This window comes from Modestobacter sp. URMC 112 (assembly GCF_053502575.1).
Genome location: NZ_CP199957.1, coordinates 3357658 through 3381241, shown reverse-complemented (window position 1 = coordinate 3381241; position 23584 = coordinate 3357658). Strand labels below are relative to the sequence as shown.

The following is a 23584-nucleotide window of genomic DNA, read 5'->3' as shown; positions in this document are numbered from 1 at the left end:
GTCAGACGTTCGCCAGCGGACCGGCGGGCGCGGGCTGGCCGGAGGCGACCCGGTCGTCGCTCTCCTCCAGTGACCGCTCCATGTCCAGCGTGGCGCGGACGACCAGGTTGTCCCGGTAGGACCGCGCGGTGTCGTCGAACTCGCCGGTGCAGGTGATGAGCACCAGCTCCGAGTCGCCGACCGGTGCGTAGACCTGGTCGGCGGGGAAGGCGTTCTTCGGGTACTGCTGGCTCTCGGTGACGGTGAAGACGGCCACGGTGTTGTCGGCCCGGGTGACCAGCACCTCGTCGCCGGCGGCGAGGTCGCGCAGCTTGTAGAACACGGCCGGGCCGGTGTGGTCGTCCACGTGGCCGGCGATGAGCGCGGGCGGGCCCTGCGGGTCGCCGGGCCAGTTGCCGCCGGTGAACCAGCCGGCCTTGGAGAAGTCCACCGGGGTCTCCAGTGTGCCGTCACCGTTGAGGCCGAGGTCGACCAGCGACGAGCTCGCCCCGATGGCCGGGATGTCCACCTGCACCGGCTCGGCCCGGGTCAGCGACGTGACCACGTGGGGGACCGGCTGGCCGGAGGCGTCGGTGGGGACGGCGCCGACGGCGGTCGGCCGGGCGGTGGCGTCGGAGCCACCGAAGAAGAAGGAGCCGATCAGCATGCCGACCACGAGCGCGGCCACGGTGGGCAGCAGCCAGGCGGGGATGCGGCGGCGGGGGCGCAGGTCGTCGTCGTGCCCGTCGGCGTCGTGCTGGGCCGGCTCGGCGTCGAGGAACGGGGTGTCCTCGCCGGCGGGCCGGTCGGGGACGTGCTCGTCGGGGGAGTACCAGGGCTGTTCGGGGGTGCTGGCCACGGGGGCCTCCTTCGGTCTGCTGCCTCCCGTCCGCTCCCGCGGGAGCGGGGGCGGACGGCGGTGAGGGTTCGTCCGTGAGGGGAGGCCGTGGGTGTGGGGGCGGTGCCCCCACACCCACGGCCGGGGAGCGGGTCAGACCTCCGCGGTGGGGGTCGCCGTGCTGCGCTGCTGACGACCGCGGACCAGGGAGAACCCGCCGGCGCCCAGGAGCACCAGGGCGAGCGAGCCGGTCAGGGCCGGGACGACGGTGCCTGCCAGCCCACCCTCACCGGTCTCGACGCCGCCCACGGGGTAGCGGTTGGCGGCCGCCTGGCCGCCGGCCGCGGCGGCCGCGGGGGTGCCGGCGTTGCCGGCGGGGGCGGCAGCCGGCGGGACCGGCTGCGGGTTGCCGTCGCCGACCGAGGCGCCACCGTTGACGGCGGTCGTGTTGGGCAGGCCGACGTAGGGGAACGTGTTGCTGAACCCCGGGCCGTTCTGGTTCACGCCGTCGCCACCGGCCAGGGCGGCGACCCCGGCCGCGGCCCGGTCGGCGGGGATGTCGTTGACGTCGTAGACGCCCTCCAGCGCGAGGAGCTCGATGTCCAGGACGTCGTCACCGAGGCGACGGCCGTTCGGGAAACCCTGCACGTCGCCACCGACGACGCCCAGCCGGCTCGGCGAGGCGGTGACCGGGGTGGACATGTTCAGCCGCAGCATCTCCGACGGCTGGAACGTCGACGGGTCGGCGTCGGCGTTGTTGGCCTGGGAGTTGAGGTCCAGTGTGATCGGGTTGGCCGTCCCCGGGTCACCGTCGACGTCCACCGCGGTGGTGACGCCGGTGAGGAACACCTCGAAGACGTCGTACCGCGGCGTCGCCGGCGCCGGGATGCCGTAGATGACCTCGATCAGCCCGGGGACCTCGGGCTCGAGCACCCGGTCCACGACGGCGGGGATGCTGGCGTCGTCGGCCGGGGTGATGGCGTTGAACGCGTCCTTCAGGCCGGTCGGGATGACGACCTCGTTGACCAGCGGCTGGCCCAGCCGGGAGACCTGCTGGAGGGACCCGGAGCTGGTCACCGTGCCGTCGGCGTTGCGGGTGGTCATCGACGGCCGGGAGGTGGTGCTCCACACGCCGATGACCGGGTTGCCGGGCAGCGTGCTGTCGTCGAAGGCGTTGGCGTTGCCGTTCAGCGCCACCTCGGCCTTGGGGACCTGCAGCGCGATGGTGTTGGTGTTGTAGCCGGCCAAGGTGTCCTCACCGGTCTCGGACAGGTCGGCGCCGTAGAGCAGGTCGAACACCCGCAGGTCGACGAAGAACGGGTCGTCGGCCTGGGCGGCGAGGGACCTGCCGCCGCCGGGCAGCGCGGTGATGGCCTCGTTGCGCAGCGCCGCGTAGTCCGGCATGCCCTTGGGGCCGGTGAACGAGGGCGCCACCTTGGCGTCGGTCACGACCGGGACGAAGGGGGCACCGGCCAGGCTCACCGACAGGTCGTAGCTCTGGCGGAACAGCAGGTTGGCGTCGTCGAGGGAGGTGACCGGCCCGTTGTTGTAGAGGAAGGTGTCCGTCCCGCGCTGGTCGTCGGTGCTGAACTGCCAGCGGTAGACGATGTCGGCGACCGCGTCGCCGTCGTTGTCGATGTTGATGTCGTAGGCGGCGCCCTCGGCCCACGGGTAGAAGTTCGGGCCGCCGTTGGGCTCCTCGAACGGGGTCCAGTTGGCGATCAGCGTGACCGTGTCCTGGTCCTCGGGGCTGGTGAACGCGTAGACGTCGGTGTTGTCCACCGCCGGGTCGGCCGCGATGAGCGGCGCCTCCCGGTGGCTGGACGCCTGGGCCAGGCCGGGGAGGAGGCCGACGACGGCGGAACCGGCCAGCACCCCTCCGGCGGAGAGCAGGGCGACGGCACGGGTGCCACCGCTCTGCCGGGTCTTCTCGTGCTCGGTCATCTGCCGTCCCTTCGCTGCCGGCCCGTGGTCCGGGCGGCGTGTACCGACATGGATCGCAGACAGCCGGTAAGGGTCACCAGACGGTGGAGATGCTCGTCGGGGAGACGATGAGAGCTCCGTTGCTCTGCTGCGATGTGCACAAGGTAGGGACGGACGACGGGCGGCGGACGCCATTCCGGGGGTGTCCAACCAGATGGTCTTCGACCGTCTGATGTGGAACCTGTTCGTGCCGATCCGCAGCTCAGCGGCTTGTCAGGTCTACGCCGGGAATGGCGTGGCGCAGGCATACCGAATGGCGTCTCGCGTCACTCCGGACCGCTCCCGGCACGTGTGCACCATTCGCCCGGGCAGTCACACGGGCACCGTCCGCCCCGCGCGGCGTGTCGCCGATCCGGGCGGTGCTCCTGCTCGGGGCGGGCGACCGTCAGGCCCGGCCGTGGTCGTGCGCGAGGTCAGGACGGGGGAGTTCGGTCCCCGGCGTGCTCGGCGCGCGCCACCTCGAGCTCGGCCCGCGTCGGCGGGTCGGCGCCGGCCCGGGTGCAGGCCAGCGCGGCGACCAGGGCGGCGTCGTCGAGCAGGGCGGCCAGCTCTTCGTCGGGCAGGTCGAGCAGGGCGGCGCGGGTGAGCGTGCCGGTGGCCACCAGACCGGAGAAGAGGCCGGCGGCCAGGCTGTCGCCGGCGCCGACGGTGTCCACCACCGGCACCCGCGGCGGCCGGCGGCGCAGCAGCGGACGGGACGGGCGCGCGGCGCGCAGCGGCTCCCCACCGTCGGTGACCACCACCAGCGCCGGTCCGTCGGCGGCCCAGCGGTCGGCCGCCTCGTCGAGGTCGACGCCCGGCTCCAGCCAGGCCAGGTCCTCGGCGCTGACCTTGACGACGTCCGCCGTCCGCCGCAGGTCCTCCACCTGGGCCCGGACAGCGGCCTCGTCATCGATCAGCCCGGGGCGCACGTTGGGGTCGAAGCTGACCAGCGCGGTGCCGTCCCGGCGGAGCCGGCGGACCAGGTCGGCGATGTGCCGGGAACCCGGCGGGGTCCAGCTGGAGATGGAGCCGACGTGCACGATCCGGGTGTCCGCCGGCCAGGCGGCGGACAGCTCCTCGGGGGTCCACTGCCAGTCGGCCGCGCCGCGGGTGTGGAAGGAGTAGTCGGCCGAGCCGTCGGCGGCCAGCTCGACGACGGCCAGGCTGACCGGTTCCGGGGCGGGCAGCAGCGCGTCCGGCGAGACCCCGGACCGGACGGCGTGGTCGCGCAGCAGCCGGCCGAAGGGCCCGGGACCGACACGGGACATCAGGTGGACGACGTTGCCCAGCCGGGCAGCGGCGACCGCCACGTTGAGGGCGTTGCCGCCGGGGAAGGCGGCGTACTGCGGTGGCCCCCCGTCCCCGTCCGCGGCGGCGGACCGGGCGGGGATGAGGTCGATGACGAGCTCGCCGCAGACGGTGATCACCGTTCCACCGTAGCCAGCGGGCGCCGGTCAGTCCTGGGGCGGCAGGAGCCGGGGGGCGAAGACCTCCTCGATCGGCCGCGGACCGATGTACTGGCGGCACCGGCAGGCCACCCAGTCGTTCCCGGCCCAGCGGCCCTTCCGGTCGTAGGCCGGGCGGGCCACCTCGGCGTGGCAGGTGGCCGCCTTGGGGTCGTGCTGGCTGAGCGAGTGTCCGCAGCCGCAGACGGCGAGCGGCACGTCCGGGGGCTGTGCGCGCCGGGCCCGCCGGGCACCGAGCCGGCCGGCCAGGTACCCCGCCCCGAGCAGCACCCCGCCCACCAGCAGGCTCAACGGTTCCACCGGCACCCCCTCCGCGTCCCCGACGACGGTAGCGCGCCGGCCGGTCACGGCGGCGAGGATCCCCGGACGCCGCGGTGCCCCGCGCATGACGCGGGCCCCGGCCGAGCCGGACCTGCGGAGGCCTCGACCGAGACCCCGTGGGCCCCGGTCCGGCGGTGCATCCCGCGCGGCCGAGGTCGCGGCCCGTGGGACCGGTCGCGTCATGCCCGCCGTCCGGAGGTGTCTTCTCCAGTGCAAGCCCGCAGCGGCAGGTCGGCGCCGCGGGTCGAGAAGGACTCCCCAGGAGGCACCCGCCATGGCCAGCTACACGAAGAAGTCCATCGCCACCCTGTTCGCCGGCACCGTCCTCGCCGTCGGCATCGCCTCCCCGGCGAGCGCCCAGCCCGTCCAGGACGGGCTGATCAACGTCAACGTCGGCGACGTGACGATCCTCGAGGACGTCAACGTCGCGCTGGCCGCTCAGGTCGCGGCCAACATCTGCGGCGTCAGCGTGGGCCCGGTGGCCGTACTCGGCCGGGCGGTCGACCGCAGTGGCGCGACCCGCACTGTCTGCGAGAACAACGGCGCGCCGGTCACGTTCACCCAGAACTAGCCACAGACCCGGCGCAGATCCCCCGCTGCGCCGCCCCAGCCCCCGGCCGGTGAGCTCTGAACCCGCTCACCGACCGGGGGCCCTGGCGCGTCCCGACCCGGTCACCGCCCGTCGAGGAAGCCGCGTTGGGCCATGTCGAAGGTGGCCAGCACCTCCAGGAAGAACTCCGAGGCCGCGGTCGCGACCTGGCCCAGGTCCTCGGCCGGCGTCTCGCGGAGCGCCTCGAGCAGCACCTCGTGGTGGACCTGGGCGAGCTCCAGGATGCTCAGGCCCTCGGTCACCGCGGCCCGGCCCAGCTCGTACCCGCGGGCCAGGGCGGCCTCCTCCCGACGGGGCAGGTACCGGAGGAACGCCACCCGGTAGTTCCGCCGCAGGCCCTCGAGCCCGGTCATCCCAGCGGGACGCGCCCGTCCGCCACCACGCCCCGGCGGGTGACGTGGTGGTCGAGGTACTCCAGCCCCTCCTCCAGGTCCAGGGCGGTGACCAGCGTGCCGGTCGACATCCCCAGCGACACCATGGCGAAGGCGACGTCCGGCTGGATCCCCACGATGATGGTCAGCGCTCCGCGCAGCCGGGCCACCTCCCCGATCGTGCGCAGGGTGCGGGCGCCGAACGAGTCCAGGACGTCGAGCGCCGCGACGTCGATGATCACCCCGCGGGACCGGTGCTGGCCAATCTGCTCGATGAGGTCCTCGCGGAACCGGACCATCTGGGTGTCGTCGAGGGCCGTGTGGATCGAGGCGATCAGGTAGGGCCCCTGTCGCAGGATCGAGACGAGCTTCGGCCCGCCGTTCACGGCCCGGCCAGCCCGTTCTGCCGGGTCACCGCGTAGCCGAGCAGCCGCTCGGCCTCCTCGAGCCCGCCCTGCAGGTCGCCGATGGTGTCCATCTTGCTGAGGTCCACGCCGATGGTGACCAGGGTCTGCGCGATGAGCGGCGACAGCCCGGTGATGATGACGCTGGCCCCCATGAGGCGGGAGGCGTCTACGGTCTGGACCAGGTGGTTGGCCACGGACTCGTCGACGTCCGGGACCCCGGTGATGTCGATGACCACGACCTTCGCCCGGTGGGTGCGGATGCCGGTCAGCAGCTGCTCGGTCAGCTGGCGGGCGCGCTCGCTGTCCAGGACGCCGATCATCGGCAGGATCAGCAGTCGTTCCCGGACCGGCAGCACCGGCGTGGACAGTTCCCGGATGGAGTCCTGCTGCTGCCGGATGACCCGTTCCCGCTCGTCGACGAAGCTCACCGCGACGGTGTTGGCGATGCGGTTGGCGGCCGGTTCGTAGGCGTCCAGCACCCGGTTGAGCAGACCGAAGTCGCGCTGGTACTTCTCGAACAGCGACCGGGCGAGCACGTCGCGCAGCAGCAGCACGATCCCGACCACCTCGTGCGTCTCGACGCCGCGCGGGATGATCCGCTCGGACAGGTCACGGGCGTAGCGCTGGAGCGCCTCGACGCTGCCGGTCTCCAGGACCTCGACGTAGTTGTCGTAGACCGACGTCGTCTCCGCCGCCATCTCCTGCGAGGTCATCGTGTGCAGCAGGCCGGAGTCCTGGATGCGGCCGGCCCACTCCTGGCGCAGCTTCGTCCGGTGCTCCCGCAGGTGGGCGACCAGTTGGGGCAGCAGCTGGTCCTCGTCCGCGCGGTCGATCGCCGGGAAGTCCTCGGTGACCTGCCCCGCCCCGGTACTGCCCTGGTCCGTCCTCATCGCTCACCACACCATTTCGTCATCGTCACCGTCGTGCCCCGGCCTACCTCCGAGACCACCGCGAACTCGTCCATCAGCCGCCGGGCGCCGGGGAGCCCCAGCCCGAGCCCGGAGTAGGTGCTGTAGCCGTCCGTCAGGGCCTGCGCGACGTCGGCGATCCCCGGGCCGGTGTCCCGCGCGACGACGTGCACCCCGCGCCGGGGTCGGTCGACCAGGTCGATGATGACCTCGCCCGAGTCGGCGAAGCGCACGATGTTGCGCGCGATCTCCGAGACCGCGGTCGCGATCAGGGTGAGGTCGGTTCGGGAGAACCCGAGCCGGGAGGCGAGCTCCCGCGCGGCCTGGCGAGCGGCGACGATGTCGGCGTCGGACCGGATCGGGATGCACACCTCGTCGTCGCGGTGCTGGCCGCGCGCCATCAGCGGGCCGCTCAGCCGCGCGCACAGCTCGCACTCCAGCAGGTGCCGCCCGGCGTCGACCTCGCGCTGCCGACGCCGGTCGCCGCCGGACAGCGCCAGCAGCACCGGGCGGCACCGGTCGGTCGGCGGCTCCACCCGGTCGAGGGCCAGCAGGTACTCGACCCGCAGGCGGGCGCGCGTCCGGTTCAGCTGGGCGGCCACCGCCCCGGCGGTCGAGCCGAGCTCGCCGGCCAGCGAGCGGGTGTCCTGGCCGGTGACCTCGTGCGCGAGCAGCATCTGGCGCTCCTGCTCGGACAGGCGCTCGAGGGCACGGGCGACAGCGCTCTGCTCCTCGCGGGCGAGCAGGTCGGTGTCGGGGGCGTCGGGGAGCCGGAGGTCGGCCACCCGGTGCTGGTTGCGCCGGTGCCGGTCCTGCTCCCGCCACTGCGAGGCGACCACGTTCCGCGCGGTGACGATGGCGTACGGCTCGAGCATGCCCGGCTCCACCCGGGGAGCGGCGGTCAGCACGCGGGTCAGCGTCTCCTGGACCAGGTCCTCGGCCAGGGCCTCGTCGCCCACCCGGGCGGCGATGACCCGCCGGACCATCGGGATCAGCCTCGTGACGTCAGGCGGCGGCGCGGGGTCCTCGTCCCCGTACGCAGCCCGCACCACGCCCACCGGCCGGACGCTACGCCGGGGCGGCCCTCCCCGCGGCTCCCGAGCAGCCGGAGCCGACGGATCGACGCCGCTCCCGGTGGTCGACCGGTGTGTCGCGAGGCACACTGGAGCCATGGGGAGTTACGTCGTCGGGTTCGCCCGGCCAGACCGCCGGTCGTGGGCCCAACCGGTCGACCAGCCGGCCTCCTGGCACGCCGTCGAGGCGCACCGTCCGGCTGACGAGCTGGACGGGGAGGTGGAACTGGCCGTGTGCGGCGCCATCGTCCAGGTGTGGGGTTCGCTGCGCTGGGACCGGCTCGGTGCCGGGCGCACCGCCTGCGCCGACTGCCGCAAGGTCACCACGGCGTCGCTGCAGCGCGCCGGCTGAGACCGCGCTGCGGTCGGCGCCGGCCGGCTACGGCGTCGCTGCCGCCGTCCCCGGTGCCTCCGGCGGGTCGTAGGGCACGGTCACCTCGGCCGACGCCGGTCCGCTGCCGCAGTGGTTCTGCCGGCCCGTCGGCACGTACTCGACCGGGAGCACGTGGTGCGCGACCTCGCGCCCGCTCTCCGCGTCCGTCACCTGCACGTAGACCTCCTCCGGCCGGAGCACCGTCGAGATCGTGGTGAAGGGCACCGCGTCGTCGGTCACCGGGCCGCGGAGGAAACCGCACTCCGCCGAGGCCGGATAGCCGACCGTGACCAGCACGTCGCCGGTCGCCTCCCACTCCTCCGCCAGGCGCACCAGGATGTCGATCTCGAAGGCCCGCCCCGGGCACAGCCCGCGTTCGCCGCAGCCGCCCAGGGCCGTCACGCACGCCGCGGCCATGACTGCGCCGCGGTATCGGGTGAGCAACTCGGTCATCCGCGGTCTCCAGCGGTGCGGGCGACGGGAAGGGACCGTTGCCGCGGGCGGCGACGGGAGGCCGGCACGTGCCCGGCCACGCTAGCCCCGCCGACGCCGGCCCGGCGACCCCCGGACGCCGGGCCGGCACCGCATCCCCGCCTGCTCAGCAGGCGGAGCCGACCGGGGCGCCGGAGCACGTGTCGACGACGGAGGAGTCCAGGCCGCCGGGCGCGAGCGCCGGCGCGCTGGTGTCCCGGGCGAGCAGCACGGTGGTGGCGGTGACGGCCACCGCGACGAGCAGCAGGACGACGGAGAGGGTGAGGACGAGGGCCCGGTGGGTGGTTGCCCACGTGCGGCCGGTGGGGTGTGCGATCGCGGACATCGGGGGTCCTTCCCGGTCGCGACCGCGACCGATGCTGGGACGGGGCCGCCCCGGTCGGGTCGGCAGGACCAGCCTGCTGACGCCGGTGCCGGGCCGGTATTCGCCAACGGGCGTATTCCCCCGGGGCCCGTCCCGGGCCTAGCGTTCGGGCGCACGGTCGGTGCCGGGGGAGGCAGTCATGACGACCAGCGAGCTGCGCGCGGACGACGTCGACCGGCTGGTCCGGGTGATCGAGGACGCCCGGGACGACGACCCGGGCGAGGCGCTGCCGTGGGCGCTGCTCGAGGGGCTGCAGCGGCTCGTCCCGTGCGACGTCGAGGTCAACTACCAGCACCACGTCCCCCGGGCCCGGCACTGCTTGCTCATCCAGGGCGTCGAGCCCGGGGACGTCCACCTCGGTCTGGAGCGCCCCGAGCCGAGCCCGCCGGAGGAACCGTTCTGGCCGGTCTGGTGGGAGTCCATGTGCTCGTGGCCGCAGCTGACCGGGGACCTGCGCAGCGTGATCCACACCTGCGACTTCTACGCCACCGACCGGGACTGGCGGGCCGGCCCGCTCGCCGAGGTCATGGACCCGGTCCGGTGGACCATGATCATCTCGTTGCCGGCGGCTCCCGGCGAGGTCCGGCGGGTGGCCTTCATGCGCGGGTCCGGTCCGGCCTTCACCGAGCGCGACCGCCAGCTCGCCTCGCTGCTCCGGCCGCAGGTGCAGGAGATTTGGGCCGACGCCGAGCGCCGCCGGGCCTCGGTTCCCCGACTCACCGCACGGGAATGGGAGGTGCTGTCCCTGGCCGCGACCGGCGTCCCCTACGCGGTGATCGCCCGGCAGCTGTTCATCTCGGTGGGCACCGTGCGCAAGCACATGGAGCACGTCCGCGAGCGGCTGGGCGTGCACAGCGTCGCCGCCGCCGCGGCGATCGCCCTGCCGCACGCGCCCCCCGACGTCAGATCGACTGCGGCGGCTCCGGGGCCTGCGCCGTCCGGGCGGGGCGGCGCCCGGTGATCGCCGAGATGCCGGTGACCTCGCGGCCGACGATGAGCGCCTGCACGTGGTCGGTGCCCTCGAAGGTGTAGATCGCCTCGATGTCGGCGTGGTGCCGGGCCACGTGGTGCTCCAGCAGGATGCCGTCCCCGCCGAGCAGGTCGCGGGCGTCGGCCAGGATGGTCCGGGCCTTCTTGGCGTTGTTCATCTTCGCCAGCGAGGCCATGGCCGCGGTCATCCGCCCGGCGTCGGCCAGCTTGCTCAGCCGCCAGCTGAGCAGCTGCATGCTGGTGATCTCCGCGAGCATCCGGGCCAGCTTCTCCTGCACCAGCTGGTAGCCGGCGATCGGCTGGCCGAACTGCTCCCGCTGCAGGGTGTGCGCCAGCGCCAGCTCGTAGGCGGCCTGCGCCACGCCCAGCGCCCGCCAGGCGACGGTGTAGCGGGTCCGGTCCAGCACGAGCGAGACGTCCTTGAAGCCGGAGCAGTTGGCCAGCTTGTTCTCCGCCGGCACCCGCACCCCGTCGAGGGTGATCTCGGCCTGCCACACCGCGCGCAGCGCGGTCTTGCCGGTCATCACGCTGGCCGTCCACCCGATGCTGCCCTTGGGGACGACGTAGCCACCGACGGCGCCGTCCTCGTCGCGGGCCCAGATGAGCACCAGGTCGGCGATCGTGCCGTTGCCGATCCACTTCTTGGCGCCGGTGAGCACGTACTCGTCGCCGTCCCGCCGGGCCCGGGTCTCCAGCGCGACGGCGTCCGAGCCGTGCTGGGGCTCGGTCAGGCCGAAGGCGCCGATCGTCTCCATCCGGGCCATCGCCGGCAGCCAGCGCTCGCGCTGCTCCTCGCTGCCGAGCATGGCGATCGACTGCATGGCCAGGAAGCTGTGCACGCCGTAGAAGGTGCCCAGGCTGCCGTCGGCGCGCGCCCACTCGGCGGCGACCAGGCCGGCGGCGACCGCGCTCATCCCCGGGGACCCGTAGCCGACGACCGTCCCGCCGGCGATGTTCAGCTGAGCCATCTTGGGCAGCAGCTCGAAGGGGAACTCGGCGCGCTCCCAGTAGTCGTTGATGACCGGGGTGACCTCGCGGGCGCAGAAGTCCCGGACCCGGTCCCGCACCTCGATCTCGGCCGGGTCCAGCAGCTCTTCGAGGGCGTAGAAGTCGACGGGCGGGACGGCGGCGGAGGTGGCGGCGCTGCTCACCCGGCCGACGCTACCCGCGGGCGGGGACGGGGGCCGGGGGTTCAGCGGCGCTCCAGGACGCCGCGCAGCAGCGCCGCCTGCCCGGCGTGCTGCAGGTCGTCGGTGACGACGCTGACCAGCCGGACGCCGAGGGTGACCGGTGGGTCCCAGCGGGTGTCGACGACGCGGTCGAGGTCCTCCGCGGTGACCGTGCGCAGGAAGTCCGCCGTCCGACGGTGCACGTCGGCGTGGTAGCCGACGAGCAGGTCGGGGTCGGTCACCCGCACCGCGGCGACCTCCTCGCTGCTGGCGCCGTAGCCGGTGGCGGCGGGGTCGAGCGGCAGCGCGAAGCGGTCGGCCCAGCCGGCCGCCGTCCACGCCTGGGGCTGCCCGGCCACCTCCGCGATGTGGTCGTCCTGCACCCGGGTGAGGTGCCAGACCAGCCAGGCGACCGTGTTGGCTCCGGGGTCGACCCGCGCGGTCAGCAGCGCCGGGTCGATCCCCTCGAGCGCTCCCCGGACCACCTCCTCGACGTTGTCGAAGGCGGTCAGCAGCAGGTCCCGGCTCTCCATGCCGACGGCGCTACCCGCAGGTGACCGCGGGCCAATCGCCGCGACGCGGACCCTGGTCCACCCCGCGGGAGCTGAGGACACTGGACGCCATGGGGGAGCGCTCCGGCGGGCCGCCCAGGGGACCGCGGGGGCTCCGAGGAGGTGCGTCATGACCGGACCGGCTCCGCTGTACGAGGGCGAGGAACCGCGCGGGCCACGCGTCGTGGTGGGCATCGACGGCTCGCCGGGCGCCCGTGCCGCACTGCTGTTCGCGCTGCACGACGCGGTGCGGCGCGGGCTGCCGGTGGAGGCGGTGGGCGCCTACCGCCCGCCGGACTACTGGATGGACTTCTACGGGGTGAACCCCTACGGGCCGGACCAGGACCACGCGGCGGCACTGGAGCGGGCGCGGACCTTCGTCGCCAGCGTCGTGCCGGAGGGGCCGCAGCCCCCACCGCCGGTGACGGTGCGAGCCGAGCTGGGGTCCGCGGCCGACGCGCTCATCAAGGCGTCGCACCAGGCGGAGCTGCTGGTCGTCGGCAGCAAGGGCCACGGCGGGTTCACCAGCATGCTGCTGGGCTCAGTGACCATGCAGTGCGTGCTGCACGCGACGTGCCCGGTGACGGTCGTCCACTCGCCGGAGGCCCACCGGGAGCGGCTGCACCTGCGCCGGACCCGGCACGCCACGGCCGCGGCCGGCGGCCTGCCTCTCGTCTGAGCCCGCAGCAGCCAGCCTGCAGCACCGAGCCCGCAGCCGGCCCGCCGGCGGCGCGGCGGCGGTAGGTTGCGCCGACCGTCGTCCCGTCGAGGAGGCCCGTGATCTTCTTCCTCACCCGGCTGGCCCGCCTGGTGGGCAGCCGGCTGCTGGGCTGGCGGCTGCCGCTCGCCGTCCTGGTGTTCGTCTTCCTGACCAGCTGGCTGGCGATGTGGCTGGTCGAGCCGGCGGACAACGACATCGCCGCACCGGCCAACTACTGGTGGTACTTCGTCGTCACCTCCGCCACGGTCGGGTACGGCGACTTCTTCCCGGTGTCGGCGGGCGGTCACCTCGTCGGCACCTACGTCATCGTCGGTGGCATCGTCACGCTGACGCTGCTGTTCACGCGGCTGGCCGAGCGTCTGCAGACGGCCCGCGGCAAGCGCCTGAGAGGTGTGGTCGGACTGGACCTGGCAGATCACGTCGTCGTCCTGGGGTACACGCCGGGCCGGACCGAGCGGATCCTGGCCGAGCTGTCCGTCGAGCCGGGCGCCCGGATCGCGCTGTGCGCCTGGGACGACGTGCCCCAGAACCCGGTGCCCGAGCAGCCGGCGGTGTCCTTCGTCCGCGGCGACCTCGCGCACGTCGACGTGATGGCCCGGGCCGCGGTGGCCCGGGCCCGCACCGTCGTGATCGACGGTCGGGACGACAACGAGACGCTGGCCATCGCCGTCGCCGTCCAGCACGCCAACCCGGGCGTGCACACGGTCGCGGCGCTGCGCGACCTCGGTCGGCGGGAGAACCTGCGCTACGTCGACCCGGGGATCGCCTGCGTGCAGTGGCACATGCCCACGCTGATCACCGAGGAGGCGTCCGACCCCGGGCTCACCGAGGTCTACACCGACCTGATGAGCGCCGGCGGGCACGGCAACACCTACTCGCTGCGGCTGCCCGCAGGGCAACGGTTCGCCACCTTCGGCGCGTGCCAGGTGCACCTGGGGGAGACCTTCGGGGCGACGGCGCTGGCGGTGCGCGACGAGCAGGGCCTCACGGTCAGCCCTCCGTGGGACCGGCCGATCAGGGCCGGGACGACGGTGTACTACGTCGCCACCCGGCGGATCGCGTCAGAGGAGCTGGCCGCCGCCCGCTGACCCGGCCGCGGCCGTTCGATCGACCTCGTCGGGCGGACCGGTGAGGGCGAGCACGGTGCTCAGCATCCGGGCGGTCATCTCCACGACCGGCAGGCTGCGCGCCAGGCTGCGGGGCTGGGCGCGGGTGGACACCCCGCAGAGGGTGCCGAAGACCGAGCCGTCCCGGTTGACCACGGGCACCCCGACGTAGGCGGCCACCCGCTCGATCGGGCCCTGCAGCAGCTGGGCGTATTCGGGGGTGGCGGCGGTGACCGTCGACACGCGGGGGCCGTGGCCGCTGACCATCCGCCGGCACAGGCTGCGGTCCCAGGGCACGGACGTCCCGCTGGGCACCAGCTCAGCCGGATGGGCGGAGAGCACGACCTGCTGGTCGCCCACCACCTGGGTCATCAGCCACACCTCCATGCCGACGGTGCGGTGCAGGAAGGCGAGCGCGGCGCGGGTGGCCGCGGGCCAGTCGTCGAACGGGACGACATCACCCACGGCGATCGGAACCATGCCGTTCTATAAGTCCCCTGAGCTGCTCCGTCAATGGGTCGGTGCGCCCCGTGACCCAACCGTCTCCTCCGCCCGTGGGTCAGGACCTCAGCCAGCGCTGCAGGACCTGGTGCTCGCGCTCGAGGACGATCACCGCCAGCTCGCGGACCCCCGCCTCGGCCTGCCGGCCGACCAGGGGCGCGTCGACCGACGCCTCACCGGTCATCGTCGAGCGCGTCCCTCCGTCGGCGGCCACCAGCCGGCGTTCCCCGGTCACGCCGGCGCTCCGGCCGAAGATGGTCGTGGAGACGTCGACCTGGGCCCGGTGCCCGGCGTGCCCGTCCGGCGTCCAGGTCTGCCGGTCGACGATGGTCACCTCGGCTCCGACGAACCGGGCGAAGACCGGGGGGATGCCGGCCGTCGGGGACAGCAGGCGCACGGTCGTCTCGCGCCCGCCCGCGGTCTGGGTGATCCGCACGTCCTGGACGATGGCGCCGAGGGCGGTGGCGCGTTCCCGCAGGAACGCCTCGTCGGTGAGGACGTCGAGCACCGCGTCCGGGCCGGCTGCGTAGGTCGCGCTGTGGTCGATGGGCACGGCTCATCCTCGGTCGCCGGAGCAGGAGCCGCGCGGCGGCCGAACCTGTCGGTACCCGCCGCTACCGTTCTCCCCGTGCCCGAGTTGACCGTCGACGAGCTCGCCCTGCTGGACTTCGAGGACCAGTGGTGGCGCCAGCCGGCCGCCAAGGAGAACGAGATCCGCGGCCAGTTCGGCCTGGCGCCGACCCGCTACTACCAGCGGCTGAACACCCTGGTGGACCGGCCGGAGGCGGAGGCGGCCCGCCCGGCGCTGGTGCGTCGCCTGCGGCGGCTGCGCGCGGCGCGTACCCGGCGCTGACCGGAGCGGCTCCACCAGCCCTGGGCTGGACCGGCGGAGCCTGGTCACTCCGGGTTCCCGGGCTGCCCGCAGCACCTGGCGACCACTCTGCGCTCCCCGGCCTGAGCGGGCCACCCGAGCCGCCCGTCACCGCGGGTCGAAGTACGTCACCTCGTCGGGGTCGGCGGTGAACGGGTTGGCCCACTCCGACGGTGCCGAGGTGATCGGCTGGGCGTCGGTGACGACCGTGAACGGCGACCCGGGGTAGACCGCGAGCACCCGGGACGTCGAGGTCAGGGTGTGGGTGCGCTCGATGAGCTCGCCGCGGCGCAGCTGCCGCGTGGTCCGCTCGCCGCGCAGCTCCTGCCCCACCTCGGCGACCCACCGGGCCCCGTCCTGGGTGAAGGCGATGGAGTGGACCCGCCGGTCCGGGGGTGCGGGCTCGCAGCCGGCAAACTCGGCGAAGGCGTCGTAGAGCCGGTCCGCCTGCTCGCCGTCGCTGGCCCGGGGGACGAAGAAGGCGACCATGCCGGGATGGTGCCCTGCACGTCCGACGACCCCGCCGTACGCGTGCGGGCGGGTACCGGGGCGCGTCTGGCAGGTTGTGAGAGCGAGACGGGGCGGTAGCTCAGCTGGTCAGAGCATGGAACTCATGATCCCTGGGTCGTGGGTTCGAGCCCCACCCGGCCCCACTGGTGTCCATGCAGGTCCTCGACTCGACGGCCCGGTCGCTGGGGCGTGGAGGCCAGTGAACGCGACGGACGACGTCCACCGGCCCGAGGCGTGGCTGCACCGACTGCCCGGCGTGCCCGACGTCGACGGCCGGCGAGGTGAGCACCAGGCAGGCGCGTCGGTGCGCCACGGTCCAGGCCGCGATCTCGGCACGCGACAGGCGCGGCACCGGGACCGGGACCGTGGCGGACGATCCGCGACGCCGGTGCAGCCCTCCACCGGCAGAAGACCCGTAGTTGCTCCGGAGTCCTACGGATGCGGAAGGCCTGCGTCCTGAGCCATGGTGCGGGGGTGGCCGAAGGCGTCGAGAACCGCTGGTCCCGCGAGACCGCTGGACTGCCGCGGGCACCCGCCCTGGAGGTCGCCGGCCTGCTGCCCGATGCGCCCCCGCACCGGGCGTTCCCTCCTGCTCCTCACTGGAGGTAGGACCATGTCCACTCACCGACCCACTGGCTCAGCTCCCGGCGACGCCGTGTTGCCCGACGGCGCCAGCGGACCCGCAGGAGGGCCCCGGGGGGTGAGCACGACGACCGCACCGGACGTTGAGGGCTGGATTCGTGCCGGGCTCGTGGGGCTCCCCCTCTACGGGGTGCTGACCCTGTGGGCCGCCCGCGAGCCGCAACCGAACCCCGACGAGGAGTACGAGGCCTGGTCCCGGTTCGTCACCGAGCCGGAGTACGTCCTCACGCATGTGCTCGGCAGCGGGCTCGGTCTCATCTTCGTCATCTTCGGGACCGTCGCCCTGGGGGCCCACCTGGTCCGCACGCGCGCTGCGCGGCTGGCTCTCTGGGCGATGGCCGTCGCGCTGTTCGGCCAGTGCCTCTTCCTGCTCTTCACAGGACTCTCCGCATTCGGGCCTCCGTTGGAGGGGCAGGCGTACCTGGCCGGGATGAACCTCGACAAGCTGCCCGCCAGCACGGCTGACAACGTCCAGGCGTTCGTCATGCTGGCCGCGATCCTTGTGGGCTTCATCGGGAACGTGCTCTTGGGCATCGCCATGTGGCGTTCCGGCACGCTCACCGTGTGGCCGGGCCTGCTGTGGATCCTCGCGGCGCTGCTGATGTACCCCTTCGGCATCATCCTCGGCGCCCTCACGACCCGTGCCACGCCCCCCACCGTCCTGATCGGCGCAGGGCTCGTCGCGGTCAGCGGCGCGTGGGTGGTCTGGCGCACGCGGAGGCAGCCGGCCACGGCCGACGCCTGAGTGCAGCGCACCGGGCTCATCGGCGGCGGGTACGGCGACGAGGACTGGATGAGCCGGGAGCGCTGCCGGCGGCGAACGGGGTCGAGCCCCCCGGCCCGGGTCACGGCGGTGGCGAGCACGGCAGTGGAGACGCGGTCCATCGGTGCCGAGACGATGAGTGCTCGATCCCGAAGCGCTCCGTGGGGCGGGGATGCAGGGGTCATGACGTCTGCTCGGGCCGTCACAGGCCGGCCGCGGTCGTCTCGCGGGGCGGCGGGCCCGGGACCGCCGGCAGGGCCGCGGCGGGCGCGGTTCGCCACGCACCGCGATCCAGCACGATCACCGCGACGGCCACGACGCTCCAAGCGACGAACCCCAGCCAGGCCATCGGCCGGGCGACCGGTGGTCCCGGGGTGCGGGTTTCGGGTGGACCGCCCCGGCGGGCCACCCGAGCCGCCCGTCACCGCGGGTCGAAGTACGTCACCTCGTCGGGGTCGGCGGTGAACGGGTTGGCCCACTCCGACGGTGCCGAGGTGATCGGCTGGGCGTCGGTGACGACCGTGAACGGCGACCCGGGGTAGACCGCGAGCACCCGGGACGTCGAGGTCAGGGTGTGGGTGCGCTCGATGAGCTCGCCGCGGCGCAGCTGCCGCGTGGTCCGCTCGCCGCGCAGCTCCTGCCCCACCTCGGCGACCCACCGGGCCCCGTCCTGGGTGAAGGCGATGGAGTGGACCCGCCGGTCCGGGGGTGCGGGCTCGCAGCCGGCGAACTCGGCGAAGGCGTCGTAGAGCCGGTCCGCCTGCTCGCCGTCGCTGGCCCGGGGGACGAAGAAGGCGACCATGCCGGGATGGTGCCCTGCACGTCCGACACCTCCGTCACCCCGGGCCGTCGGCGTCGACCGCATCTGCCGGGGCGGGGAGGACGTCGGCGCTGCCGGCAGGCGCCGCGCCGGTCGGCTCCTGCTCCGGCCCGTGGCGCGACCCGTTCTCCGCGGCCGGTGCGGTCACTACGCTCGGCCCGTGGCCGCCGTTCGGCGGAGGGGGTGGACATGACGTCGGCACCGGGCACCCAGACCGACCGTGAGCTCCTGCGCTCCAGTGGGACGCTGCTCCTGGGTGGGTTCCTCTTCACCACCGTGGTCACCGTCCTGTTCCATCCCGGTGGAAACGAGGACGTCCACGAGGACGTCTTCGCCCGCTACGCGGCGAGCGCCGCGTGGGAGTGGGTGCACTTCGCCCAGTTCGTCGGCGTGCTCGCCGCTCTGGGCGGGCTGCTCGTCCTGCATCTGGTGTTGCGGCGGCTGGCCCCGCGGCTGTCGGCCTTCGCCGCCGGGGCGACGGTGGCCACCGCCGCGGTGTGGGCGGTGCTGCAGGCCGTCGACGGGGTGACGCTGAAGCAGGCCGTGGACGCCTGGGTCGCCGCCGACGGATCCGAAGAGACCGTCCGTCTCGGCGACGCCGAGGTGGTGCGCTGGACGGAGTGGGGCCTGCAGAGCTACTTCCGCGTGACGCTGGGCGTGGCCCTGCTGCTCTTCGGGGCGACGATGCTGACGACTCGCGCCGTGGTCGCCTGGGTCGGCTGGGTGGCCGCGCTGGCCGGGCTCATCTCGGTCGCGGTCGGGGTCGATGTGGCCTACAGCGGCCTGGAGAGCCCCTTCCAGGGGCTGGCCGTGCCGGCCTTCCAGCTGCTGGTGCTCGTCCTCGGGGTCGGCGTCCTGCTCTCGGCGCGCAGAGAACGGGCATCCGTCGTCGCCTGACCGCCGACCAGCCGCGACGCCGGCGAGGAACGTCCCGGAGCGGACGTCGCGTGAGGCGGGTCGCGGCGCCGGCTCGGCACGTCGGACGACGTGCCCGCTGTCTCCGGACTCGATGGCGGCATCGGCGGCACCCATCGATCTGCGCCGTGCCCACCTGTGGGTGCCGTGGGGCCCGACCGGCCCGTCCACAGGGCCGAACCGGAGGTCGGACCCGGTGGGGCGGCTGTCGGGGGTTCGTGCCCTGCGCAGGTGGGGGAAGTCACCTGGTCCCGCCAGAACCGCAGGAGGAACCGTGAGGGACGTCAGGCGCGCTCGATGAGCACCCGGCGCCAGCTCGAGACAGCGACCAGGAGCATCCACACCAGAGCCAGCGCACCGCTGACCGTCGTGGCGAGCATCGTCGCGGCCGAGAAGCCGCTCAGGGCCAGCGTGACGCCGTTGACGGCGGCCGCCCCCGCAGCGAGGACGGCCAGGGCGCCCAGCCCTCGGCTGCCGGCGGGCGCGGTCAGCAGGCCGAACCCGAACGCGAGGAAGGCCGCGGCCAGCAGCAGGGCGAAGAGCGCGTCCAGCCCGATCTCGACCTGCCGCACCGCCAGCGCCGCCGCGAACAGAGCCGGGCGGTCCTCGTCAGCGCCCGACCACAGGTCGACGGCGGCCTTGAGCGCGACCCCGTCGACCGCCTGCAGGACGGCGGCGGTCGCCAGCCCGGCCGTGCCGAACACCGCGGTCACCCGCGCCCAGGCCGATCCCCGCGTGCCGTCGACCGCCCGGGCCAGCAGGACGATCACCAGGACGAGGCCGGCGACGCCACCCAGTTGCAGCAGGTGGACAGTCACCCACAGGCCTCGGCTGGCGTCGGCGTACTCGGCGAAGGCCGCAGCCGGTATGCCCGCGTCGGCGTGCGCAGGGTGGAGCAGGGTCCCGCCCGTCAGCAGCGTGGCGCCGGCCAAGCCGAGCGCGGTGACGAACCGGTAGGGCGGACGGGCAACGGGGGGATCCTCTCGAACCTCTTGGGGGGACGGCGCAAGGCTGGCACCAGGCATGACGGTTCTCCTCTCCGAGCGGTCTCCGACAGGTCGTGCACGCGGACGGCGTTGCGGTGCGGGGTGGCCCGGTCGTGGCGGCTGCTCAGCAGGAGCACCGGCGCGGAGGTCCGGGCGGCCCAGGGGGCCATCGCGCACAGGGCGGCGACCACGGGCCGCATGGCGTGTCGCCTCAGGAAGCGAGAGAGGGCGGACTCTCCGGGCCGGGGAGTACGGGTGCGGGACATGACGCCCCTCTGGAGCAGTCGGGGAAAGGCGGGACGGGGATGCGCGCACCGCGAGGAGTCGCCGGGATGGGGGCGGCCGGCGGCTCGGTCACCGCGGGGATGCCGGGGACTCCCGGTCCCGCAGCCCGGGCCGGACGTCCGTTTCGGACCACGTGAAGGCAGACCAGGCGATGTACGCGGTGGTCTTCGCCGCGATGACGGAGAAGAAGGCGTAGTAGCCGGTCACCTCAGATCCCAAGGGCAAGGTCGCCATCTGCACGAGAGTCATGAACGCGCCCGCTGCGATGTTCGCCCGGCGGTTCGCGCGGTGCCCCAGCAGCCGGGACAGCAGGACCATGGAGACCTTGATCTCCACGTAGATCGCGCTCGCGAGCAAGAATCCCTGCGTCATCTGCAGGCCACCGAGGTTGCCCGCGAGGTACTGCTCCAGCACGTCGGAGTCCTGGAAGCCGGTGACGTCGCAGTAGATGGTGTTCAGCGTCACGAAGATCCACAAGGTGGACAGCTTCGTCTGCATGCTCATGGTGTTCCTCCTGGGTGTGGCGAGGATGGGACGGTCGATGCACTGGGGGCTGGCCCGGTCGTCCTCGACTCGGCCTGGCGGACACCGCACGACGGTCTTGGACGAGCGGCCGCGGCTTGCTCAGCTCTCGCCGGCGCCACAGCGGTCCGGGCGCGCCTGGGCCCGAGCCCTCCCTTGGCGACCAGGTACAGGGTCAGCCAGAGGTCCGCCACGGGAGGTGGGGCGATGAGGGTGTGGATGAGTGCCGGCAGGTCGGGCCGGAGGAGCCGGATCAGCGCGTCGAGGACCAAGCTGATGGTGAGCAGGGTGCTGAGCACCCGGGGGATCCGGCTCGACCGGTAGGCCAGGTGGCCGAGGGGCAGCAGACACAGGCCGAAGGAGATCCCGGCGATCGTGTACCCGTGGTCGTGCATGCTGAGCAGGCGCTCGACGAGGCCGCCGGAGGGGTGAGCGTCCAGGGCGTGGTGGAGGGGATCGGATTCGCCGAGCACGGCGGCGAGGTAGAAGAGCGAGTTCACGAGGAGAAGCCCCGCGCTCACGGTGAGGACGACGACCGTCGCCTCTGTGGCGTGCCGATCGACGTGCCTGAGCAGCAGGTAGAGCGCGATCCCGACGGAGACGAACAGCGCGGCCATCGCGATGTCGGCGACGATGCTGACCTGGGACGTGGCCGGCTGGGCGTCCATGTGCTGTCCGGCGGACGTTGCGGCGCCCGGTAGGCGGACTCCGGCACGGGCAACGAGCTGGGCTACGCCGCCCAGGACGACCACGAGCAGGTACAGGGCGCCGGCTGCCCGGAGTGGGCCCTTGACCGCAACCAGGAGCCTTCGGTGATCGATCGCCATGGACGTCACGATGAGGGCGCAACTGCACGGGCACATCCGTCCGCGGGCTCGGGTCGGCCTGGTCGCGGGGACGGCTCGCGCCTCGTACTTTCGGCTGATCCGCCCCGGGACACTCCTCCCTGGGCTGTGGGCATGGCGGGAGATGCCTTCAGGCCTGTGGGCGAGCCTCGCCCTTCGCACCCGCCGGTCCGAGTGTGGCGGGACCGGGTGCTCGCCGCCGTGGTCGTGTCGTGGTCGGCCTCGGACCCGCGCGCTGTGCAGCCCGTCATCCGAGGAGAGGACGCAGCGTCCCTCCGAGGGGTGCACGCCGCTCTGTGACGCTGGGGGGCGGCAGACGGCGGCGGGAGCCTGTGCGGCGTCAGACGCGGCCGGTCTCGTGGGCCCACATGGCGACCTCGACGCGGTTCCGGGCGCCGAGCTTTCGCATGAGGCTGGCGAGGTGGGCCTTGACGGTGCTCGGGCTGATGTAGAGCTCGCTGGCGATCTCGTCGTTGGTGCGGCCTTGGGCCACCGGCACGAGGACTTCCTCCTCGCGGGCGGTGAGCGGTTCCATCGGCTGCACCGGTCGCGAGGTCTGTGCGTGGGCGAACGCTGCGAGCAGTCGGACGGTCACGCTGGGCGCGATCAGTGCGTTCCCGTCGGCGGCGGCGTGGATGGCCTGGGTCAGCAGGGCGGGGCCGGCGTCCTTGAGCAGGAACCCGCGGGCGCCGGCCTTGAGCGCCCCGTGGACGTACTCGTCGAGGTCGAAGGTGGTGATGACCACGATGGGCAGGGGGTCGGGAACGTCGGGGCCGGCGAGGCGTCGGGTGGCTTCGATGCCGTCCATCAGCGGCATCCGGATGTCGAACAGGCCGACGTCGGGGCGCAGCTGGAGCGCCAGGCGGACTGCCTCGCGCCCGTCGGCGGCCGCACCGATCACGTCGATGTCGGGTTGGGCGTCGAGCAGCATCGTCAGCCCGGTGCGCACGATGGGCTGGTCGTCGGCGATGAGGACCCTGATGCTCATCGTGGCGTCCCGGTTCTGGGCAGGACCGCCTCCACCCGCCAGCCGCGCTCGGCGGCGGGGCCCGCGGAGAAGGTGCCGCCCAGCAGGGAAGCGCGTTCCCGCATGCCCACCAGTCCGTAGCCAGCTGGGGCGCGGCCGCCAGCGGCGGCGCCGTCGTCGTCGATGGTCAGCCGTACCCGGTCGGCGTCGCCTGTGACGGCGACGGTGACCTGGGTCGCGTGGCGGGCGTGCCGTCGGGCGTTGGTGACGGACTCTTGGGCCAGGCGGTAGATCGCGGCCCCGACCGCCGGGCTGAGGTCGTCGAACTGGCCAGAGAGCGTCACCTCGACGCAGGGACGCGTCGGGCCATCGGTGGCGAGCTGCTCGACCTCGGCCACGCCGGGCTGCGGCGCGAACTCGGTGTCCTGTGTGGCGCGGAGCACGCCGACGATGGCGCGCAGCTCGGTGAGGGTGCGGGTCGCTGCGTCCTCGATGACGGCCAGGGCCTCGACGGCACGCTCGGGGTGGGAGGCCGCCATGGCACGTCCTGCCTGGGCCTGGATGGCGATGCCCGACACGTGATGGGCCACGGTGTCATGGAGTTCACGAGCGAGCTGCTCGCGTTCGCGGGCCTTGGCCTGGTCGATGTCGCGGATGCGGAACTTCGCGCGATAGCGGATTGCGGCGCCGAGCGCGGCGGCGAACAGGAAGAACGCGTACGACCCGACCGTCGCCCACAGGCTCATGAGGTCGGCGACGGTGGTGATGGGCTGCCAGAGCAGGATGACGCCGAGGCCGAGTGCGGCTTCCCGACCGGAGCCCCACCGGAACAGGGCGTAGGCCAGGATCAGCGCCGCGGACGTGCTGTTCAGCAGGCCGCCGTGCGACCCGGTGAGGATCCTGACGATGTCGACGATCGTCAACGTGCCGAAGGAGACCGCAACCGCGACGAGCGGGTGCGAGCGTCGCCACAGCAGGGGGCCGAGGAGCGCGAGCGTGTCGAGCAGCAGCAGCGGGCGCGGCGCCAGGTCATGGCGGAGCACCGCTTCCACGAGGGACCAGCCGGCCAGTGCTGTGACCAAGGCCCAGTCCCGCGGCCCCCGGTCCGGGGCATTCGTGGGTCGAGGTTCGACCCACAGCGCGTGGAGTGCGCTGGTGGCCATCCGATCAGCCTAGGCAGCCCGCGTGATCGGGGGATCGGCCGAAAGTACGACAGCTCGGCTGTGCCAACGGCCAGGTCGGATCAGGCTCCG

General features: G+C 73.5%; 29 protein-coding genes and 1 tRNA gene. 9 read left to right on the top strand and 21 right to left on the bottom strand.

The genetic code is table 11. The annotated features are described in order from the left end of the window. Position 1 precedes the first annotated feature (1 nt). The 4 genes from ACWIX6_RS15965 to ACWIX6_RS15950 all read right to left on the bottom strand — a co-directional run bounded on the left by ACWIX6_RS15965 (position 2) and on the right by ACWIX6_RS15950 (position 4596). The gene (locus ACWIX6_RS15965) at positions 2–838 is read right to left on the bottom strand and encodes a class F sortase (RefSeq protein WP_448613416.1); all 837 of its coding nucleotides are present in this window, start codon (positions 836–838) and stop codon (positions 2–4) included. Positions 839–970: 132 nt separating this feature from the next. Next, complete coding sequence (locus ACWIX6_RS15960; protein WP_448613415.1) at positions 971–2761, bottom strand: DUF4331 domain-containing protein; 1791 nt, start codon at positions 2759–2761, stop codon at positions 971–973. Between the two features lie 452 nt (positions 2762–3213). Further along, the gene (locus tag ACWIX6_RS15955; protein ID WP_448613414.1) at positions 3214–4209 is read right to left on the bottom strand and encodes a PfkB family carbohydrate kinase; all 996 of its coding nucleotides are present in this window, start codon (positions 4207–4209) and stop codon (positions 3214–3216) included. 27 nt (positions 4210–4236) lie between these two features. Then, positions 4237–4596 carry a hypothetical protein gene (locus tag ACWIX6_RS15950; protein ID WP_448613413.1) on the bottom strand — a complete coding sequence of 120 codons (360 nt, stop codon included), beginning with the start codon at positions 4594–4596 and terminating at the stop codon, positions 4237–4239. A gap of 247 nt (positions 4597–4843) precedes the next feature. On the opposite strand from ACWIX6_RS15950, the gene ACWIX6_RS15945 reads away from it, so the two are divergent. Further along, positions 4844–5140 (top strand): hypothetical protein, encoded by a 297-nt coding sequence (locus tag ACWIX6_RS15945; RefSeq protein WP_448613412.1) that lies wholly within the window; start codon positions 4844–4846, stop codon positions 5138–5140. A gap of 101 nt (positions 5141–5241) precedes the next feature. Here ACWIX6_RS15945 and ACWIX6_RS15940 read toward each other — a convergent pair whose 3' ends face one another. From ACWIX6_RS15940 to ACWIX6_RS15925, 4 genes are read right to left on the bottom strand one after another with little or no spacing between them, the layout of a single operon-like run. After that, positions 5242–5532, bottom strand: a complete 291-nt coding sequence (locus tag ACWIX6_RS15940) for a phosphatase RsbU N-terminal domain-containing protein (RefSeq protein WP_448613411.1) — start codon at positions 5530–5532, stop codon at positions 5242–5244. After that, on the bottom strand, positions 5529–5936 hold the full coding sequence (locus ACWIX6_RS15935; protein ID WP_448613410.1) for an STAS domain-containing protein: 408 nt from the start codon (positions 5934–5936) through the stop codon (positions 5529–5531). Before ACWIX6_RS15935 ends, ACWIX6_RS15940 begins: the two co-directional genes overlap by 4 nt. Next, positions 5933–6847 (bottom strand): STAS domain-containing protein, encoded by a 915-nt coding sequence (locus tag ACWIX6_RS15930; protein WP_448613409.1) that lies wholly within the window; start codon positions 6845–6847, stop codon positions 5933–5935. Before ACWIX6_RS15930 ends, ACWIX6_RS15935 begins: the two co-directional genes overlap by 4 nt. Further along, positions 6844–7923, bottom strand: coding sequence for a sigma-70 family RNA polymerase sigma factor (locus tag ACWIX6_RS15925; protein WP_448613408.1), 1080 nt, complete (start codon positions 7921–7923; stop codon positions 6844–6846). The genes ACWIX6_RS15930 and ACWIX6_RS15925 overlap by 4 nt, the downstream gene beginning before the upstream one ends. A gap of 112 nt (positions 7924–8035) precedes the next feature. On the opposite strand from ACWIX6_RS15925, the gene ACWIX6_RS15920 reads away from it, so the two are divergent. Then, positions 8036–8290, top strand: a complete 255-nt coding sequence (locus ACWIX6_RS15920; RefSeq protein ID WP_448613407.1) for a hypothetical protein — start codon at positions 8036–8038, stop codon at positions 8288–8290. A 27-nt stretch (positions 8291–8317) separates the two neighbouring features. On the opposite strand, the gene ACWIX6_RS15915 is transcribed toward ACWIX6_RS15920, so the two are convergent. Both ACWIX6_RS15915 and ACWIX6_RS15910 read right to left on the bottom strand, forming a co-directional pair. Continuing rightward, a complete protein-coding gene (locus ACWIX6_RS15915) occupies positions 8318–8764 on the bottom strand; it encodes a hypothetical protein (RefSeq protein WP_448613406.1) in 447 nt (148 codons plus the stop codon). Positions 8765–8909: 145 nt separating this feature from the next. Further along, a complete protein-coding gene (locus tag ACWIX6_RS15910; protein WP_448613405.1) occupies positions 8910–9128 on the bottom strand; it encodes a hypothetical protein in 219 nt (72 codons plus the stop codon). A gap of 178 nt (positions 9129–9306) precedes the next feature. Between ACWIX6_RS15910 and ACWIX6_RS15905 the strand changes: the two genes are divergently transcribed. Beyond that, on the top strand, positions 9307–10128 hold the full coding sequence (locus ACWIX6_RS15905; protein ID WP_448613404.1) for a helix-turn-helix transcriptional regulator: 822 nt from the start codon (positions 9307–9309) through the stop codon (positions 10126–10128). Here the strand turns inward: ACWIX6_RS15905 and ACWIX6_RS15900 are convergent. Both ACWIX6_RS15900 and ACWIX6_RS15895 read right to left on the bottom strand, forming a co-directional pair. After that, the gene (locus ACWIX6_RS15900; RefSeq protein ID WP_448613403.1) at positions 10070–11308 is read right to left on the bottom strand and encodes an acyl-CoA dehydrogenase family protein; all 1239 of its coding nucleotides are present in this window, start codon (positions 11306–11308) and stop codon (positions 10070–10072) included. The genes ACWIX6_RS15905 and ACWIX6_RS15900 overlap by 59 nt on opposite strands. A gap of 41 nt (positions 11309–11349) precedes the next feature. Next, positions 11350–11859 (bottom strand): mycothiol transferase, encoded by a 510-nt coding sequence (locus tag ACWIX6_RS15895; RefSeq protein ID WP_448613402.1) that lies wholly within the window; start codon positions 11857–11859, stop codon positions 11350–11352. Between the two features lie 148 nt (positions 11860–12007). Here ACWIX6_RS15895 and ACWIX6_RS15890 point away from each other — a divergent pair, with 148 nt between their 5' ends. Both ACWIX6_RS15890 and ACWIX6_RS15885 read left to right on the top strand, forming a co-directional pair. Further along, a complete protein-coding gene (locus ACWIX6_RS15890) occupies positions 12008–12556 on the top strand; it encodes a universal stress protein (protein WP_448613401.1) in 549 nt (182 codons plus the stop codon). Between the two features lie 98 nt (positions 12557–12654). Next, positions 12655–13686 (top strand): potassium channel family protein, encoded by a 1032-nt coding sequence (locus ACWIX6_RS15885; protein WP_448613400.1) that lies wholly within the window; start codon positions 12655–12657, stop codon positions 13684–13686. On the opposite strand, the gene ACWIX6_RS15880 is transcribed toward ACWIX6_RS15885, so the two are convergent. Together ACWIX6_RS15880 and ACWIX6_RS15875 are read right to left on the bottom strand one after the other, a co-directional pair. Beyond that, entirely contained in the window at positions 13660–14169 is a 510-nt protein-coding gene (locus ACWIX6_RS15880; protein WP_448613399.1) for a GAF domain-containing protein, read from the bottom strand. The genes ACWIX6_RS15885 and ACWIX6_RS15880 overlap by 27 nt on opposite strands. 94 nt (positions 14170–14263) lie before the next feature. Then, positions 14264–14758 carry a DUF2505 domain-containing protein gene (locus ACWIX6_RS15875; protein WP_448613398.1) on the bottom strand — a complete coding sequence of 165 codons (495 nt, stop codon included), beginning with the start codon at positions 14756–14758 and terminating at the stop codon, positions 14264–14266. A gap of 75 nt (positions 14759–14833) precedes the next feature. On the opposite strand from ACWIX6_RS15875, the gene ACWIX6_RS15870 reads away from it, so the two are divergent. Next, positions 14834–15058, top strand: coding sequence for a DUF3263 domain-containing protein (locus ACWIX6_RS15870; protein WP_448613397.1), 225 nt, complete (start codon positions 14834–14836; stop codon positions 15056–15058). A gap of 126 nt (positions 15059–15184) precedes the next feature. Here ACWIX6_RS15870 and ACWIX6_RS15865 read toward each other — a convergent pair whose 3' ends face one another. After that, on the bottom strand, positions 15185–15565 hold the full coding sequence (locus ACWIX6_RS15865; protein ID WP_448613395.1) for a hypothetical protein: 381 nt from the start codon (positions 15563–15565) through the stop codon (positions 15185–15187). Positions 15566–15654: 89 nt separating this feature from the next. Between ACWIX6_RS15865 and ACWIX6_RS15860 the strand changes: the two genes are divergently transcribed. Then, positions 15655–15729 (top strand) — tRNA-Ile (locus ACWIX6_RS15860). Between the two features lie 557 nt (positions 15730–16286). After that, the gene (locus tag ACWIX6_RS15855; protein ID WP_448613396.1) at positions 16287–16973 is read left to right on the top strand and encodes a hypothetical protein; all 687 of its coding nucleotides are present in this window, start codon (positions 16287–16289) and stop codon (positions 16971–16973) included. A gap of 439 nt (positions 16974–17412) precedes the next feature. Here the strand turns inward: ACWIX6_RS15855 and ACWIX6_RS15850 are convergent, their stop codons facing one another. Then, entirely contained in the window at positions 17413–17793 is a 381-nt protein-coding gene (locus ACWIX6_RS15850; protein WP_448613395.1) for a hypothetical protein, read from the bottom strand. 207 nt (positions 17794–18000) lie between these two features. On the opposite strand from ACWIX6_RS15850, the gene ACWIX6_RS15845 reads away from it, so the two are divergent. Further along, positions 18001–18708 (top strand): hypothetical protein, encoded by a 708-nt coding sequence (locus ACWIX6_RS15845; RefSeq protein ID WP_448613394.1) that lies wholly within the window; start codon positions 18001–18003, stop codon positions 18706–18708. 302 nt (positions 18709–19010) lie between these two features. Here ACWIX6_RS15845 and ACWIX6_RS15840 read toward each other — a convergent pair whose 3' ends face one another. The 5 genes from ACWIX6_RS15840 to ACWIX6_RS15820 all read right to left on the bottom strand — a co-directional run bounded on the left by ACWIX6_RS15840 (position 19011) and on the right by ACWIX6_RS15820 (position 23494). Then, entirely contained in the window at positions 19011–19658 is a 648-nt protein-coding gene (locus ACWIX6_RS15840) for a hypothetical protein (RefSeq protein WP_448613393.1), read from the bottom strand. A gap of 408 nt (positions 19659–20066) precedes the next feature. Then, the gene (locus ACWIX6_RS15835; protein WP_448613392.1) at positions 20067–20501 is read right to left on the bottom strand and encodes a DUF6326 family protein; all 435 of its coding nucleotides are present in this window, start codon (positions 20499–20501) and stop codon (positions 20067–20069) included. After that, positions 20498–21346 (bottom strand): DUF4386 domain-containing protein, encoded by an 849-nt coding sequence (locus ACWIX6_RS15830; protein WP_448613391.1) that lies wholly within the window; start codon positions 21344–21346, stop codon positions 20498–20500. The genes ACWIX6_RS15835 and ACWIX6_RS15830 overlap by 4 nt, the downstream gene beginning before the upstream one ends. Positions 21347–21704: 358 nt before the next feature. Beyond that, entirely contained in the window at positions 21705–22352 is a 648-nt protein-coding gene (locus tag ACWIX6_RS15825; protein ID WP_448613390.1) for a response regulator, read from the bottom strand. After that, entirely contained in the window at positions 22349–23494 is a 1146-nt protein-coding gene (locus ACWIX6_RS15820) for a sensor histidine kinase (RefSeq protein ID WP_448613389.1), read from the bottom strand. Before ACWIX6_RS15820 ends, ACWIX6_RS15825 begins: the two co-directional genes overlap by 4 nt. Positions 23495–23584 lie beyond the last annotated feature (90 nt).

Coding starts and splice junctions, on each gene's coding strand:
- ACWIX6_RS15830 (WP_448613391.1), bottom strand. CDS start 21,346: ATGGCGATCGATCACCGAAGGCTCCTGGTTGCGGTCAAGGGCCCACTC.
- ACWIX6_RS15910 (WP_448613405.1), bottom strand. CDS start 9,128: ATGTCCGCGATCGCACACCCCACCGGCCGCACGTGGGCAACCACCCAC.
- ACWIX6_RS15960 (WP_448613415.1), bottom strand. CDS start 2,761: ATGACCGAGCACGAGAAGACCCGGCAGAGCGGTGGCACCCGTGCCGTC.
- ACWIX6_RS15820 (WP_448613389.1), bottom strand. CDS start 23,494: ATGGCCACCAGCGCACTCCACGCGCTGTGGGTCGAACCTCGACCCACG.
- ACWIX6_RS15825 (WP_448613390.1), bottom strand. CDS start 22,352: ATGAGCATCAGGGTCCTCATCGCCGACGACCAGCCCATCGTGCGCACC.
- ACWIX6_RS15920 (WP_448613407.1), top strand. CDS start 8,036: ATGGGGAGTTACGTCGTCGGGTTCGCCCGGCCAGACCGCCGGTCGTGG.
- ACWIX6_RS15940 (WP_448613411.1), bottom strand. CDS start 5,532: ATGACCGGGCTCGAGGGCCTGCGGCGGAACTACCGGGTGGCGTTCCTC.
- ACWIX6_RS15945 (WP_448613412.1), top strand. CDS start 4,844: ATGGCCAGCTACACGAAGAAGTCCATCGCCACCCTGTTCGCCGGCACC.
- ACWIX6_RS15850 (WP_448613395.1), bottom strand. CDS start 17,793: ATGGTCGCCTTCTTCGTCCCCCGGGCCAGCGACGGCGAGCAGGCGGAC.
- ACWIX6_RS15905 (WP_448613404.1), top strand. CDS start 9,307: ATGACGACCAGCGAGCTGCGCGCGGACGACGTCGACCGGCTGGTCCGG.
- ACWIX6_RS15915 (WP_448613406.1), bottom strand. CDS start 8,764: ATGACCGAGTTGCTCACCCGATACCGCGGCGCAGTCATGGCCGCGGCG.
- ACWIX6_RS15865 (WP_448613395.1), bottom strand. CDS start 15,565: ATGGTCGCCTTCTTCGTCCCCCGGGCCAGCGACGGCGAGCAGGCGGAC.
- ACWIX6_RS15930 (WP_448613409.1), bottom strand. CDS start 6,847: ATGAGGACGGACCAGGGCAGTACCGGGGCGGGGCAGGTCACCGAGGAC.
- ACWIX6_RS15890 (WP_448613401.1), top strand. CDS start 12,008: ATGACCGGACCGGCTCCGCTGTACGAGGGCGAGGAACCGCGCGGGCCA.
- ACWIX6_RS15835 (WP_448613392.1), bottom strand. CDS start 20,501: ATGAGCATGCAGACGAAGCTGTCCACCTTGTGGATCTTCGTGACGCTG.
- ACWIX6_RS15895 (WP_448613402.1), bottom strand. CDS start 11,859: ATGGAGAGCCGGGACCTGCTGCTGACCGCCTTCGACAACGTCGAGGAG.
- ACWIX6_RS15845 (WP_448613394.1), top strand. CDS start 18,001: ATGACGTCGGCACCGGGCACCCAGACCGACCGTGAGCTCCTGCGCTCC.